15 protein-coding genes are annotated in these 15,725 nt (G+C 33.8%); 5 read left to right on the top strand and 10 right to left on the bottom strand.

What is annotated here, in order from left to right:
• Positions 1 to 6 precede the first annotated feature (6 nt).
• The gene (gene arcC, locus A6J68_RS00660; RefSeq protein ID WP_001074356.1) at positions 7 to 933 is read right to left on the bottom strand and encodes a carbamate kinase; all 927 of its coding nucleotides are present in this window, start codon (positions 931 to 933) and stop codon (positions 7 to 9) included.
• Positions 934 to 944: 11 nt separating this feature from the next.
• Complete coding sequence (argF, locus tag A6J68_RS00665; protein WP_000793622.1) at positions 945 to 1,943, bottom strand: ornithine carbamoyltransferase; 999 nt, start codon at positions 1,941 to 1,943, stop codon at positions 945 to 947.
• A 102-nt stretch (positions 1,944 to 2,045) separates the two neighbouring features.
• Between argF and A6J68_RS00670 the strand changes: the two genes are divergently transcribed.
• From A6J68_RS00670 to A6J68_RS00685, 4 genes are all read left to right on the top strand, one after another.
• On the top strand, positions 2,046 to 3,341 hold the full coding sequence (locus tag A6J68_RS00670) for an ATP-binding protein (protein WP_000884296.1): 1,296 nt from the start codon (positions 2,046 to 2,048) through the stop codon (positions 3,339 to 3,341).
• Positions 3,338 to 4,171 carry a DNA-binding domain-containing protein gene (locus A6J68_RS00675; RefSeq protein WP_000675242.1) on the top strand — a complete coding sequence of 278 codons (834 nt, stop codon included), beginning with the start codon at positions 3,338 to 3,340 and terminating at the stop codon, positions 4,169 to 4,171. Before A6J68_RS00670 ends, A6J68_RS00675 begins: the two co-directional genes overlap by 4 nt.
• A gap of 221 nt (positions 4,172 to 4,392) precedes the next feature.
• Positions 4,393 to 5,115 carry an ABC transporter ATP-binding protein gene (locus tag A6J68_RS00680; protein ID WP_000622721.1) on the top strand — a complete coding sequence of 241 codons (723 nt, stop codon included), beginning with the start codon at positions 4,393 to 4,395 and terminating at the stop codon, positions 5,113 to 5,115.
• 2 nt (positions 5,116 to 5,117) lie between these two features.
• On the top strand, positions 5,118 to 6,632 hold the full coding sequence (locus A6J68_RS00685; RefSeq protein ID WP_000209279.1) for an ABC transporter permease/substrate-binding protein: 1,515 nt from the start codon (positions 5,118 to 5,120) through the stop codon (positions 6,630 to 6,632).
• 78 nt (positions 6,633 to 6,710) lie between these two features.
• Here A6J68_RS00685 and mprF read toward each other — a convergent pair whose 3' ends face one another.
• From mprF to A6J68_RS00705, 4 genes are all read right to left on the bottom strand, one after another.
• Entirely contained in the window at positions 6,711 to 9,251 is a 2,541-nt protein-coding gene (mprF, locus tag A6J68_RS00690) for a bifunctional lysylphosphatidylglycerol flippase/synthetase MprF (protein WP_000733236.1), read from the bottom strand.
• Positions 9,235 to 9,978: an alpha/beta fold hydrolase gene (locus A6J68_RS00695; protein ID WP_000138567.1), complete on the bottom strand. Its 744-nt coding sequence runs from the start codon at positions 9,976 to 9,978 to the stop codon at positions 9,235 to 9,237. The genes mprF and A6J68_RS00695 overlap by 17 nt, the downstream gene beginning before the upstream one ends.
• Before the next feature lie 133 nt (positions 9,979 to 10,111).
• Entirely contained in the window at positions 10,112 to 10,468 is a 357-nt protein-coding gene (locus A6J68_RS00700) for a DUF1304 domain-containing protein (RefSeq protein ID WP_000105936.1), read from the bottom strand.
• Between the two features lie 66 nt (positions 10,469 to 10,534).
• Entirely contained in the window at positions 10,535 to 12,853 is a 2,319-nt protein-coding gene (locus A6J68_RS00705; RefSeq protein ID WP_000883428.1) for a YhgE/Pip domain-containing protein, read from the bottom strand.
• Positions 12,854 to 12,991: 138 nt separating this feature from the next.
• On the opposite strand from A6J68_RS00705, the gene A6J68_RS00710 reads away from it, so the two are divergent.
• Positions 12,992 to 13,531, top strand: coding sequence for a TetR/AcrR family transcriptional regulator (locus A6J68_RS00710; RefSeq protein WP_000245860.1), 540 nt, complete (start codon positions 12,992 to 12,994; stop codon positions 13,529 to 13,531).
• Positions 13,532 to 13,616: 85 nt separating this feature from the next.
• Here the strand turns inward: A6J68_RS00710 and A6J68_RS00715 are convergent, their stop codons facing one another.
• The 4 genes from A6J68_RS00715 to A6J68_RS00730 all read right to left on the bottom strand — a co-directional run bounded on the left by A6J68_RS00715 (position 13,617) and on the right by A6J68_RS00730 (position 15,641).
• Positions 13,617 to 13,913 carry a DUF4298 domain-containing protein gene (locus A6J68_RS00715; protein WP_001052251.1) on the bottom strand — a complete coding sequence of 99 codons (297 nt, stop codon included), beginning with the start codon at positions 13,911 to 13,913 and terminating at the stop codon, positions 13,617 to 13,619.
• 702 nt (positions 13,914 to 14,615) lie between these two features.
• Positions 14,616 to 14,792 (bottom strand): hypothetical protein, encoded by a 177-nt coding sequence (locus tag A6J68_RS00720; protein ID WP_017644958.1) that lies wholly within the window; start codon positions 14,790 to 14,792, stop codon positions 14,616 to 14,618.
• A 134-nt stretch (positions 14,793 to 14,926) separates the two neighbouring features.
• Complete coding sequence (locus A6J68_RS00725) at positions 14,927 to 15,304, bottom strand: ArpU family phage packaging/lysis transcriptional regulator (RefSeq protein ID WP_025195363.1); 378 nt, start codon at positions 15,302 to 15,304, stop codon at positions 14,927 to 14,929.
• Positions 15,279 to 15,641 (bottom strand): DUF1492 domain-containing protein, encoded by a 363-nt coding sequence (locus tag A6J68_RS00730; protein WP_000500998.1) that lies wholly within the window; start codon positions 15,639 to 15,641, stop codon positions 15,279 to 15,281. The genes A6J68_RS00725 and A6J68_RS00730 overlap by 26 nt, the downstream gene beginning before the upstream one ends.
• Positions 15,642 to 15,725 lie beyond the last annotated feature (84 nt).

The raw sequence follows: 15,725 nt of genomic DNA on the forward strand, positions 1-15,725 counted from the left end.
CTGAGATTACTTAGTTATACGTGTTCCTAATTTCCCATCTAATGCATCTTCTAAACCATTTAATGAGGTGATTAAGGCTATTCCTTTCGGATTGTGATCTAAGAAACTCATACAGGCTATTACTTTAGGTAACATACTTCCTTTTGCAAACTCACCTTGGTTAACGTAATCAATCATTTGATTCTCATTAACCTCTGTTAAAGCTTTTTGATTTTCTTTACCAAATTGAGTATAAACATAATCAACTGCAGTGAGAATAATCAATTGATCCGCAGCTAGTTCTCCTGCTAACAGTGCACTAGATTTGTCTTTATCAATAACAGCTGCAATACCTTCATAACCTCCCTTATTAATGACAGGGATGCCTCCACCTCCACCTGCGATAACTAGGGTATCATTTTCAATAAGTGTTTTAATGCTATTAATTTCGATGATTTTTTTAGGTTCAGGTGAAGCAACAACACGACGATACCCTCGTCCAGCGTCTTCTACGAAAGTATACCCTTTCTCTATAGCAATCTTTTCTGATGTCTCCTTATCATAAAAGGTGCCTATAGGCTTGGTAGGTGCGCTAAATGCTTGGTCTGATTCATCCACCTCAATTTGGGTAATAATTGTAGCAACTTCCTTATTTATTCCCTCTTGACGTAATTCATTTAAAAGGCTCTGTTGGAGATGATAGCCTATGTATCCTTGGCTCATTGCTCCACATTCTGGAAAAGGAAAATTAGTTCCTTGACCACTCTCAGCCGCAAAATTCATTCCTAAATTAATGGCACCAACTTGTGGTCCATTACCATGACTTACAACAATTTCGTGTCCCTTTTTTATCAAGGCCACCAATGATTTTGCAGTATGTTTTACTAATCTTAATTGTTCTTCTGGAGAATTTCCTAAGGCATTTCCTCCTAGTGCAACAACAATTTTTGCCATGAAAATTCCTCCTAATCACCTAAAGTTGCTACCATAACTGCTTTAATAGTATGCATACGATTTTCAGCTTCTTGGAAAACAACTGAGTGAGGGCCTTCAAAAACTTCATCTGATACTTCCATTTCCTTCAAACCATATTTTTCATAAATGTCGTATCCAACTTTAGTATCTATATTATGAAATGAGGGCAAGCAATGCTCGAAAATAACGTTTGGATTTTCTGTCATATTAAGCATTTCTTGGGTAATACGATAGGGTTCTAAAAGAGCTATTCTTTCTTTCCAAACTTCATCCGGTTCTCCCATTGAAACCCAAACATCTGTATATAGGACGTCTGAATCTCTGACGCCTTCTGCAATATCAGCAGTGATTTCAATAGAAGCACCAGTAGTTTTCGCAATTTCTTGACATTTAGAGAGTAGTTCAGGATCTGGCTCTAATTCTTTAGGACAAACCAAATGATAAGTCATGCCTACAATAGAAGCACCGATCATCAAGGCATTAGCGACATTGTTACGTCCATCACCCACATACGTAAAGCGAATATCTTTATAGGGCTTATGTAAGCATTCCTTAGCGGTCAGAAAATCGGCTAGTACTTGCGTTGGATGATCAGCATCGGTTAAACCATTCCACACAGGAACTCCTGAAAATTCGGCTAAAGTCTCAACTGTTTCTTGAGAAAATCCACGATACTCAATACCATCATACATACCACCTAGCACACGCGCAGTGTCTTTTGAGGTCTCTTTTTTACCCATCTGACTGCCTGTTGGACCTAAATAAGTAACATGAGCTCCTTGATCGTGAGCAGCAACTTCAAAAGCGCAACGTGTCCGTGTAGAATCTTTTTCAAAAATCAAAGCGATATTTTTACCAACAAGTTTTTGTTGTTCAATTCCTGCGTATTTAGCACGTTTTAAATCTTCTGAAAGTTTTAAAAGAAATTCAACTTCTGCTGTACTAAAATCCAATAAAGTAAGAAAACTACGGTTACGTAAATTTTTCATTGCTTATTGCCTCCTTTTTTTTTATACTCTTATTGTAGATAGCGCTTTCAAAAATAATCAAAATTCATCAAAAATCTTCAAAAAAACTTTAAGGACATTTATATGCTAGATATATTATCAGAAAAACATCTAGAAAGAAGGCAGCGTATTATTATCTCTGCAATAGCTATCGCCTTAGCTGCTCAAATCAATATCTCAATACTTGCTGATGGGTTTATTATGACCTTATCTTTGTTCATTTTGCCTGTCTTTTTATATTTTAATGACGACATTAATCCAATTCTTCTCTGTCTAGGAATTACTTTTGCTTCTCCTATCTTCAGAGGAATCATATTAAGTATCGCTGGCGAGGCTGAGATTCATCAAATAATTGAATTCGTTTTAACTGATATGGCGTTTTATATTTGTTATGGCATCACCTTTTATACTATTTATTGGCATCGTTCCTACCGTAATAAAGGTACTTTTTTCTTTTCTATCATTATTTGTGATTATTTTGCCAACCTTGTAGAAATTAGTTTTCTCATAAAGTTTAACAATTATACTATAACTATATTCGCTACTTTATTTGCCATAGCACTTTTGCGAGCTTTTATTAGTTGCGCTGTGGCTTATACTTATAGTTATCTATCACTTCTCTTACAAAAAGACGATCACGAACGTCGATACTATTATTTTATGTGGTCAACTTCAGCCGTTAAAAGCGAGGTTTATTTTATGCAAAAAAATATCATTGAAATTGAAAACATCATGAAAAATGCTTATTTATTAGATAAAGAGTTATCCAAATATCACCTACCTAAAGAATACCAACACCTCTCTCTAGATATTTCGCGGGACGTTCACGAAGTTAAGAAAGATTACCAAAATATTATTAAAGGCTTAGGAACCTATTTTAGTGTAAAAAATGAATCAACTATGGCATTGAAAGATATCTTTCAAATTGTTTTATCTTATACTAGGAGTATTATTCAATTTCGGCATCAAGATATCATTATTCTCGAAAATAATAAATGTAATTTGATAATATCAAACTATTACTATTTACTAACCATTATTTCCAATATCGTTTTAAATGCAGTAGAAGCTATTGATAAACAAAAAAAGGGTACAATCAGTGTTCACACAGAAGAATTAGAAGATTTTATTAAAATTGAGATTAGTGATAACGGACCAGGAATACCTGATAAAATGAAACACATGATTTTCAAACCTGGATTTTCGACTAAATTTGATGCTAATGGTGATATCTATCGAGGAATCGGGCTATCCCACGTGCGTATTTTAATGGAAGAGCAATATCAAGGAACGATAACTGTTTGTCCTAATCAGCCAAATGGAACAACATTTACACTGTTATTCCGTAAAAATCGATTTAAGTTAGGAGATAATACGTGAAATTCTATATTATTGATGATGACCCCACTATCACTATGATTTTACAAGATATTATTGAAGAAGATTTCAATAATACAGTAGTCAGAGTGAATAATGTCTCCAGTAAAGCATACAACGAATTGCTGATTGCAGATGTTGATATCGTATTGATTGATTTATTAATGCCAATATTAGACGGTGTAACATTAGTCCAAAAAATCTATAAACAGCGTTCCGATTTAAAATTTATTATGATTTCCCAAGTCAAAGATAATGATTTACGACAAGAAGCATATAAAGCAGGAATCGAATTTTTTATTAATAAACCCATTAATATTATTGAAGTAAAAAGCGTCGTGAAACGTGTCACTGATACTATCGAAATGCAAAAAAAATTAAATACAATCCAAAATCTCCTAGAAAATACGCCATCATATCAAAAGCCTATAACGACTAGTAACCTCACTAAAATCCGTTCAATACTCAGTTATTTAGGTATTACTTCAGAGACAGCCTACACAGATATTCTTAACATCTGTGAACTTTTATTAAAACAAGAATTAAATTTTGCCCAATTTGATTTTCAAAAAGAACTTTCTATCGATGAACACCAACAAAAAATCATTTTACAACGTATTCGTCGTGCCGTTAAAAAAGCTATGATAAATATGGCTCATCTGTACATTGATGATTTTGAAAATGAATTAACACTGCAATATGCTAATGCATTGTTTGGATTTCAGAATATCCATAATGAGGCACAACTTATTCAAGGAAAAAGCATGTATGGTGGTAAAATTTCACTTAAACGTTTTTTCGATGAACTTATTTTACAGAGTAAAACGTTTTAAGACTTGTTTAAGCATGGCCTTATATACTATAACCATCCTAAAACTTTTCTTTTCATAAATCTCCAACAAACACCTTGTCTACCGCAAGGTGTTTGTTTTTGCTTCTAGTTTATCGTTTCTGACAATTTAAATGTCAGATAGTTGTTTGAATGTCTACTTTATGCTAATATAACCCTAATATCATACGACCTACACTCGTTACGCACTAGAAAGTAAATTACATGATTTCATTTGAAAATGTTAGTAAATCATATGGTGATCATACCATCATTGATAATATTAGTTGCCATATTCAAAGAGGAGAATTCTTTGTCCTTGTGGGGGCCAGTGGCAGTGGTAAAACTACCATCCTCAAGATGATTAATCGTCTCATCGAACCAAGCCAAGGCGCTATTACTTTAGATGGGGAAAACATTACATCACTTGATTTGCGACAATTACGCTTAGAAACTGGTTATGTCTTGCAACAAATTGCACTTTTCCCTAATTTAACAGTTGGAGAAAATATAGAACTTATCCCTGAAATGAAGGGCTGGTCAAAAGGTGACCAAAAAAAAGCCGCTAGCGACCTTCTTGATAAGGTGGGTTTACCTGCTAAGGACTACTTTAATCGCTATCCTCATGAGCTCTCTGGTGGGGAACAACAACGCATAGGTATCCTACGAGCAATCGTTGCTAAACCTAAGGTACTACTTATGGATGAGCCATTTTCTGCTTTAGACCCTATCTCAAGACGTCAATTACAAGATATCACCAAACAATTACAGTCTGAATTGGGTATTACATTAGTGTTTGTCACCCATGACATGAAGGAAGCTATGCGTCTTGCAGATAGAATTTGTGTTATTAAGGAAGGTAAGATAGTGCAATTGGATAGACCAGAAATAATTCAAAATAATCCCTCTGACCAATTTGTTAGAACCCTATTTGAAGAGGAGAACTGAGTATGACAACACTAATCACTACCTTTCAAGAGCGTTTTGGAGATTGGACTCAAAGTCTTATTGAACACCTCCAGCTATCACTACTAACACTTATTTTAGCAACTTTAATTGCTATTCCACTCGGTATCATCATTAGTCATTATAAAAAAATCAGTCATGTTGTCCTTCAGATAACTGGGATATTTCAAACAATTCCTTCTTTAGCCTTGCTTGGTTTATTTATACCTTTTATGGGAATTGGAACTGTACCAGCTGTCGTTGCACTAATTATTTACGCTCTATTTCCAATTTTACAAAATACTGTAACAGCACTGATGCAAATTGATGCTAATCTCATTGAGGCAGCAACCGCTTTTGGAATGACACGTTGGGAAAGGCTTAAAAAGTTTGAGTTAGCTTTAAGTATGCCTGTTATCATCTCAGGCATTAGAACTGCCTCTGTTATGATTATTGGTACAGCTACATTAGCTAGTCTTATCGGAGCTGGTGGCCTTGGATCATTTATTTTGTTAGGGATTGATCGCAACAATCCTTCTCTAATTCTCATAGGGGCAATCTCTTCTGCTGTCTTAGCTATTATATTTAGTGGTTTAATTGGATTACTAGAAAAGGCTAGATTACGAACCATAGCCGTTTCTGGTATACTTTTACTAGCAGGCTTAGGACTATCCTATGCTCCAAAATGGATGCCTGGAACAAATACTGCAACGATAACTGTTGCAGGGAAGTTAGGAACTGAACCAGATATTTTAATTAATATGTACAAAGAACTTATTGAGGATCAGACAGATATCAAAGTTAAGCTTAAACCTAATTTCGGAAAAACAACTTTCTTATATCAAGCCCTAAAATCTGGTGATATTGATCTTTACCCAGAGTTTACAGGTACTATTACATCAAGTTTACTTAAAAATCCTCCTAAAGTAAGTAATAACCCTAAACAGGTTTACAACTTAGCCAAAAACGGTATTTTAAAACAAGATAAGTTGTCACTTTTGTCACCTATGGCTTATCAAAACACCTACGCTGTAGCTGTTAAAAAAGATTACGCTGAAGCTAATCAACTCAAAAATATCAGCGACCTAAAAAAATTAGATAAACTAAAAGCTGGTTTCACTTTAGAATTTAAGGATAGAGAGGATGGGAGTATTGGTTTACAGAAACATTATGGTTTAAACCTTGATATCTCAACCTTAGAACCTGCTTTACGATACCAAGCTATCAATAGTAAAGATGTCAATATTATTGACGCTTACTCTACCGATAGTGAATTAATCCAGTATCAACTTCAAATTCTCAAAGACGATAAGCATCTATTTCCGCCATATCAAGGAGCACCGCTACTAAGGCAAGATACGATTAAAAAATACCCTCAAGTAAAAAAAGCTCTCAATAAACTTGCTGGTCATATCACTGAAAAAGAAATGCAAGAAATGAACTACCAAGTAGCTGTAAAGCATAAATCAGCAGCTACAGTAGCTAAACAATATTTAAAAGCACATCATATTATAAAGTAGATTCAAGCAATCAATGGTATTAAATGATTTAAAAAGAGCATGTCGCATGACATGCTCTTTTTAATTGCCAAATAAAGCTTATTTAACAATCTTAATTTTACTATCTTCCATTAATAGGGCACAAATAGCACAAATTAACCAGGACGAACGAGAACAAGAAATATAACGTTCCGACCACAATGGTGTAAACTTCTTCTTATACTTGTGTAAACCATTAAATGAGTAGAAATGACTACCGAAATGATAGACAAGATACGCCATTCTCTCTTTAGCAAAACTTGTTTCAACGCGACCAACTCCTGATAAAGGTGCCATCCCCAAATCAAAATAGTGGTATCCCTTCTCTTGATAATAAGAGAATAATGATAAAAAGAGGAAATCCATAACGCCATTCGGAATTTTCTGTTTATCGTGACGCATTAAATCAATAGAGATAATACTCTTTTCATAGTTTGGCATAATATTAGCAAAAGCAACAACTTCGTGTTCAGCATTTTTTACCAAAGCTATTGGGGCTTGTTGGAAATAATCTTTATTAAAATATCCTAGTGAGAAACCTTTTTCAGGACGTCCTTCTAACCAAGTATTAGAAATCTCTTCCAAACTATTTAGTAGCTCTTGACTATGTGGCGATTGTACAACTTCGAAATAGAAACCATCCTTTTCAACTCTATTTAGGGCATTTCTGAAAGGTTTGTACTTATTCCCTTTAAGAGTAAACGTTTCTAAATTAACTAAAGCATCCTCACCAACTTTCATAAAGTCAAAACCATACTCATGTAAAAGTAGTGTCAACTTCTGTCCAATACTGTAAAAAACAAGGTCATAGTCTAGCTTATCAGCATCATCAATAAACGATTCAATAGCTTCACGAATATAAGTGTCATCACCGGCTGGTTCCCCCATAATAAGACATTTATTATTGACAATTACAAATTGGAACGCAACGCAATCTTCTCCATTTTTTTGGTACCAGTAGAGCCTTTTATCATTTAAAAAGGCTAAACCGCTATCCGAAGAACCACCGTAAGCTTGAAGTAGTTTTTTATAACGATCCACATTGAACACATCACCAATCTGACAAGATTTTCCTTGTAAAATCTTAACCAAACATAAATAAACGAGAGTAAGAATCAACGTAGCCAATGCTATCGGCTCCCATGCTATGATATAATGCAGGCGTTCAATACTACCACCTGTAATATGAGCCCTGATAGGGAATAGTAGTCCTGCAATATAAAATAGAACTCCCATTAAACTAACGATAATGATTCCATCCTTAATACGCTCTTCCCAGCTATAAATAAATTGTTTTTTATAGAGAGTTGGCTTAATGACTAATAAGCCTAACAATAGTAAAATAAACCAGAAAGATAGTCGCCAACTAATATGACCTAAATTAAGATAAAACAATGTCAAAGTAATCCAGATAATAGCAATTGGAAAAGCATTTTTCACTTTTTGATCAATAGTTCTAGCTAAGAGAATAAAACAAACCCCCAGCAATAAACCTGGAAACTGCCATAACATTTGTTCTTGTAATGGGTCCAAGCCTAGCTTCTGCAACCACATAATATAAGTAATATTTTCAAAAAATGCTGTTGAAAATATTAAGAATGCACCTAAAATACGCATCAAATGGCTCACCATGGTTTGTAGAACAGTTGATACTAACTCTTTCGGGACATTTTCATAACGTTGATTTATTTGACTACCTAAATAATGGATAAAGAAATAGATACCTGCAAAGAATGGAATAATATAGTAGGCTAAACGATAAAGTAATAACCATGCAACCACAGTTTCTTTAGGTAGTCCCTCGGCAGCAAACCCTGTAAATAGAACTAATTCAAAACTTCCTAATCCACCGGGAATAAGGGATACAATCCCGACGGCACAACCAATACAAAATAGTGGTAAAATTTTATAAACTGGTAGATGAATGCCCATTAAATAACCGATAATTATAAACGCTGCGGCTGCACATCCCCATTCAAAAAAAGAAACAATACCTAATTTTATACGAGTACTAGATGGCATATCTCCGAAATAATGGCTTCCTTTATGACCAGAAATCCAATAAATAACAGGAAAATACATACTAGCACCAATTAATACCAAATAATAGTAATCAACACTAGCTTTGGCATGAAAAATATGGCTCATGATTAAGGCAATCACACTAATAAATGACAGACCAGAAATAAGATAGGGTAAAAAACGAGTCACTTCTCTTAGGTCACTCTTCTCTTGACCTTTTTTACCATAAAAAGCCATGCGCAACCCAATATCGATTAAGCCACCGAATCCTGACAAGTTATTAAAAGTGTTGATACACCAACTAGTCTGTAAAATATACCTTTTGCTTTTATCTGTACGTAAAAGTCCATTCAGTACAAAGTCATATCCGGTTGTCGGTAAGACAGCGATAACCCCCACAAGGATAATTAAGAAAAGATTCATTGGAGATAATTGCCCAAAAACACTCTTTAGTTGCTCAACAGAAATAGTTCGTTTCAAATGAATCATTTCAACAATAATAAGCACTAAAACAGATATAAAAAATACAATTTTAATCACAGAAGTCAGTGATTTGACTTTTTCAATTAGCTTTTTCAACAATTTCTCCTTTCAACGTATCGTTGATAAACTTTTTTGCAATAATATTAAAAACATGGGAATCTTGCTTAATAATGTGATGCCCAAAGCCAACTAAAGAATAAAACTCCCCCCTTGGAAAATAAGAAGCAAGTTTCTTAGAATGATTTAACTTAATTATGTCCTTATTTCCAACCAAAACCATTACAGGAGTTGACACATGCTGTAAATCAGCTGGACTAATCTTCAAATCCTCCAACATAAGCGAAATAACTTGAGCTTTTTGCCTCATATACGGAAAGAGTTTCCCTAAATAGTGAAGGAATTTATAGGCAATCCTTACTAAAAGAATATCCCACCATCGCTGACCATGAATAGTCAGGTTCCCTGAATTAAGCAAAAGCCCTCTAACCATATCTGGAAACATCGTTTGAAAAACTAAAGCTAAATTAGCACCATCGCTATGGCCTACCAATATAACTTTATCAATCTCTAAATGAACTAAGATATCCTTTAAGTCAACTGCTATTTGCCTGAAACTAATGGTATTTAGCTTTGCATGACTTTTGCCATGCCCTCTACTATCCATAACAATAACTTGGTAATACTTAGAAAAATATGCTATTTGCTTATCAAAATAGCGACTACTTAAGCTATTGCCATGTAAAAAAACAATCGGTTGACCTTGACCAACGACACGATAATAAATATCTGAACCATCTTTAGTATGTAACCAGTTCTCAGTCATAACCAAAGTCACCTCTCTTTGAATTCATAGTTATATTATACTATTTTTAAAGACAAATTACTTAAACTACCTGTATTATGAGAAAAAAATGATTACTAAAAGCCGTTCAACTAAATCGAACGGCTAAGTAGTATTAAAATAAGAATGTTAAAAGAGCTAATATAGGTAAACCACCCTGTTTTAATAAGATTTTTTTATCAACTGTCAAAGCACCATAAACAGCAACTAGCAACACATTGATTAAAAAAATAGCTACAATTTCTTGATTCTGTGAAATATATAACCCATAAAGGAGGAATAGACCAATCAAGCCGTTGTATACACCTTGATTCTTAAAAAGTTTAATAACGGGTAAATATGACAACTCTTCTTTAGACATACTAAAAATCTTCCCAGTCATATTTGACTGGGTGGCTAACGTCTCCAAATACATAATATAAAAATGTTCCAAAGCAGTTAATGTTGCAATAATTATTGTTAAAGTAGACATATCTTCTCCTCCTAAATACTTTGACATAGCATATCATACTGTTAGTCTATCACTAGATACTTTCTATTAATCTTCTTGTTTACGATAAATAAGAAGAGCAAGTATCATCGATGATACTAAAAAGATTACTAGCATTCTCCATTGATGGTTAACGTCTCCTGTCAACGAGATGGTCTCCCTTAATCCTGAAACAGAGTAAGTCATCGGTAAAAATGGTTGAATTGTTTGAAAGAACTTAGGACTCAATTCTATTGGGTAAGTTCCTGCGCTTGAACCAAGCTGGAATAATAATATTAATAACGACAAGAAGGAACCATACCTATTATCCCATCCCACTAAAGCAGTTACTAATGCCATCAAAGTCCATGCTGTCAATAGGATAATAAAGTAGGTTTTTCCAGGGTAATCTGGTTTAAGACCTATGAATTGAACTGCAAAAAATAAGATAGTTGCTGCTAGAGTTGCAATGAATCCATTGATTAATAATTTATTTTTAGCCCAACTAAAACGATTAGCTGGCTCTTTGCCAGATAAAGCTTTCGCAAAAATAACATTGGCTGATAAAGCTACCACCATCAACGCAACTGAAATCATGTATGGTGCCATTCCAACACCATTCGTATCAACGCTATCATAATCTTCATGCTTGATAGTGACTGGGCTAGATACAGCATTGGCATTATCCTTGTTTACAGAAACCATGGACAACTGGTCCCCAGCTTTACCCAAAGAACTTGATAATTGAGAAACACCACCTGACAACTCTGTCAACCCATCTGTCAACTGATGTCCTCCCCCAGCAAGCTTATTAGAACCATCTGCAATTCTATCAGAACCACTAGCTAATTGCCCCGCTCCATCTCTCAATTGATCCGATTTACTATCTAAAGTTTGAGCTCCCTGACTTGCTTTTTGTGTTCCTGAAATCAATTGATTGGATTTACTATCTAAAGTTTCTGCACCTTTGCGTAATTGCCCTACAGCATTCGTATAATCCGTGATTCCTTTTGTCAAGGTTTGACTACCTTGATATAACTGCTTAGTAGCCGTTGGCAATTTTTGAATTTTATCTAAATCTGAGATAGCTTTTAATACTAAATTGTTAGCTGTTCCTGACAAAGTTTGAAAATTTTGTGAGTTATTATTAGAAGGGGCTGAACTAGATGCTTCACTAAGCACAGTTTTCATATTTTCTATATTTGAAGAAATATTTGCTGCAATTGTCTCAGCTGAAGTAGGTGTTCCAGTAACCGCTGAGGTAATTTGAGATTGTTGTTCAGGGGTTAAACTTTTAAAAGCTGACGTTGATTGTACCGCAGTCATTTGCTTTTGTTTATCAGCAGCAGCCGTATTCATCAAAGCCGTTGTACTTGATTCAATAGTTGATAAAAAATTAAATAACTTACTATTAGTATCGCTATCAGTAGTTGCTGTCGATTGTAAATTTGTAATAATCTGATTTAGATTCTTTAATCCATCTGAAAGGTTCTGCAAAGTACGTTCTTGCTCTGGTTTTAGTTGAGTTGCTTGTGACAATTGTTGTAAACCAACCGTCAACTTTTCTGATCCTTCCACCAATGCTTGAGACTTATCATCTAATTTTTGACTACCTTCACTCAACTTATGCACACCTGTTGTGTAAGCAGTAACACCATCTGATAATGTTTCTAACCCGTTAGATAGGGTTCCCACACCATCTGTATAAAGGTTTATTCCACTATTTAGTTTATTAGCTCCTCCAGAAAAAGTTTGACTAGAGCTTGCTAAAACATCTAAATTACTTGTCAAGGTTTGGCTCCCATTCTGTAGCTTATTAGAACCATTTAATAATTCTTGACTCCCATCAGCAGCTTTATTGATACCTGTTTTCATAGAACCCATATTTTTAAAAACTGATTCAGTATAAGTCCCTGTAATAGATTCTGCTACCTCATCTTTTAGTTTATTAGCTGCTGTCTCACTCATTTTTGAAGCTACAAAACTACGCCCCTTAGTAGTTTTATAAGTAATATTTAACCTTTCTGGTTTTTCTGTCATGAGAGTTGTCGCTTTTCTAGAAAGATCTTTAGGAAAGGTAATAACCATATAATAGTGACCCTTTTCTAATTCTTTTTCTGCTCTTTTAGCTGTTGTAAAATGGAAATCTAAGCTATCATTTTTAGACAAATTGTCCTCCATATCTTTGCCAATTGAAATAGTTTTTCCATTTAATTTAGCCGATTTATCTTGGTTAACGACTGCCACAGGTAAATTTTTAGTATTCCCATAAGGATCCCACATTGAGCTTAGAAAGATAACATTATATAGCGTTGGAATCAGTGCAACCCCAGCCATCGTAATCCATAATTTTGGGCTTTTTATGATTGCTTTTAATTCGTCTAACATTTTTTCTCCTATTTTGGACATATTGTTCATTTTTTTGATAAAATATATTATACAGTGATGATAGATAATTTCAAGATAAAAATCTCGTTTTTGGACACTGTGTTTAAAAATGTACAAAAATATTAAGGGGTAATTAATATGGTAAACGATACGAGGAGAGAAAAAACAAAAAGAGCTATTGAAGCAGCTATGATTACGTTATTAAAAGATCAGAGCTTCGATGAAATTTCAACGATTAATCTAACTAAAACAGCTGGAATCAGTCGTTCTAGTTTTTATACTCATTATAAAGATAAATATGAAATGATTGATCAATACCAACAGTCACTCTTCAATAAAGTCGAATATATTTTTGATCGCAATCAATTTAAAAAAGAAGATGCCTTGCTCGAAATTTTTCAATTCTTAGATAGAGAATCATTATTTGCTGCTCTCTTAACCCAAAATGGAACAAAAGAAATTCAGACCTACATCCTTAATAAATTACAATTAATGCTTTCTAAAGAATTACCTGTGGTCAATCCAGATGCAACAAAGTCTGATATCAACCGTTTGTATTATAGTGTCTATCTCAGTCATGCTATTTTTGGAGTCTATCAAATGTGGATAACACGAGGAAAAAAAGAAAGCCCTCAACAAATTACACAAGTGCTACTCAGTTTATTACCTCAAACTTAAAACCAGCCTTCCTTATAGGCTGGTCATTTTTAGTTAGGTTTATTTTATCCTCATTATAGGATAACAACACTAATAAGGACTGACATTATAAATGACGATACATTTGAGAAGACATATCTAAAAATTGGCCTACAAGCTCGTTATGTTCTCCTATAAAATCAAAGAGCTGATCCTCACTCAGTACACCGCATTTGAGATTATTTTCTGTTTGTTCTGATAGTCTAAACCAGTCTTCGCTACCATAAAATTCTCTTAATTTCACGTAATCTTCATAGTGCTTTTGAAAATCATCTATAGCTTCTACTAATGCATTGATTCTAGGTTTGAAGCTATCATACTTCTCTTCCATTTCTTCTATTTTTAATCTATCATTTAGATTCATAATAAAATCTCCTTAGTTATATAAGATTCGACGAGATAAGTTATCATTCTCAAGTATTTGTAACGTTAACTCTACTATATCCTTTTTACAAAGTAAAAAATTACTCATTACAAACTGACAGTGTTGATTTTTATTCTAATGTTAGTTTAAAATCTTTTTGGTTCATTAAATATAATGACTCACTAAAAAGTATATAGCAAAAAAAGCCTATAAAATAGGCTTTTAAAGTATGTAATGTAATAATTAAAGCATTTTGTTGTATTGCATTTTTGAGACTTCCTTAAGATCGCTTTACAAGTCTTTATAGCTTTAAATCAACATTTTAAGCTTTTTTTGTCAACATTAGTTGACATTAAAATTTCCTTCAAAGTTAGCAAAAAAGTAAGCAAAAATTTAATTTACAACTCTGTCAATTAATGAGTTCAGTAGGCAAGAACTAGCGTAGTCATCAGCTACGCTTTTTTCATTATCTAATCAAAATAATATTGGTATTTTTTCATAAAAATTTAGAAGTGCTATTTCTCGTAACATTATATATTCTGAAAGGCTTATCTGATTATCAGTACAAAATTGTCTCCTGCTTATCCTATTTTTGCTAGGTTTTAAGTATTGATTGGTCAAGATAGCTTATATAGACGTTTAAATACAGCATAGTTTTTAAATATTCTATCCGCTTGTTTAATTTCTTTTATCCCTTCAAAGTCAGTTTCGATAAACTACAGTGACAAAATATTGAAAACCACCAGCAAGTCCATTTGTTTGTGTGTTAACAGAGATAACTTCTTTTTGATTTTCCATGAATTGATTGATTTCTTTATCAAACTTTTCTATCAATTCATTAATGGGTGTTGGTTTAAACGACTTATCTGGATATGCCATATTAAAAGTTTTTATTTGTATTTCACTATCTCCATCTAAAAAATAAATTTAAATTATTATGAAGATATTATATCAAAAAATTACTCCCTGGCGGATATTATGCCACATATAAGATATAAAGGTACTATGATTTATTAATTTATTTTATTTAGAATTCCATCCCTATAATGCTCCGCAAACTCAAGCAAAGCTCTTTTCTTAGTCTCGTAGTACCAACTTTCAGAGCGATTAAGTTTCGTCATGATCTCTTGATTAGATAACTTTTCACTAATCAAGTAACACTCGATCAGTATTTGTCTGTAGTCTATCTTAGATAGTTGATTAATGGCATGCTTAATCGCGTCTAGCTCCTCTAGAGCGCATTCTCGGCTTATTTCAAGGTGTTTTCTGCGCGTGGGATGGTAATCTATATCAAACTGGTAACGCTCGTTATAGGTTAAATTAAGGCTATTGGCGATACGTTGCCACCTCTGGAACTCCTTAAGTTTACGCATGGCGTTCTTCTTGCTCATCTAACACCTCTAAAGCTTCTCTATGTAGTTTGAAAACAGTATTCCTTGAACAACCTACTTTATCTGGTATCTCGTCCCATGATAAGTCATCCACATATCTAGCCTTAATAACAGCTATCTGATTCTCATCTTGTAGGGAGGTAATCATGGCTAGCCTCTTGTCACGTTCTTTTGCCAAACATAAGAGTTGCTGTGCAGTACCTTTTTCAATGCCATTTAGTAACTCAGGATTACGAAAAGCATTCATCAGCTTGATGTCCTTGTCTCGTTGTTCCTCAAATAAGGTCATTAAAGCAAAAAGTGGCTTCAATTCTTTTAATTGTTCTTTAGCGCCCATGATTAACTCCTTTTTGGTATAATTTAGTTAAGCTTAAATTTAACCAAGGAGACGTTCTGTGTGAGCGTCTTTTTGTGTTTCTCG

Source organism: Streptococcus sp. 'group B', assembly GCF_002073795.1.
Taxonomy (GTDB): domain Bacteria; phylum Bacillota; class Bacilli; order Lactobacillales; family Streptococcaceae; genus Streptococcus; species Streptococcus agalactiae.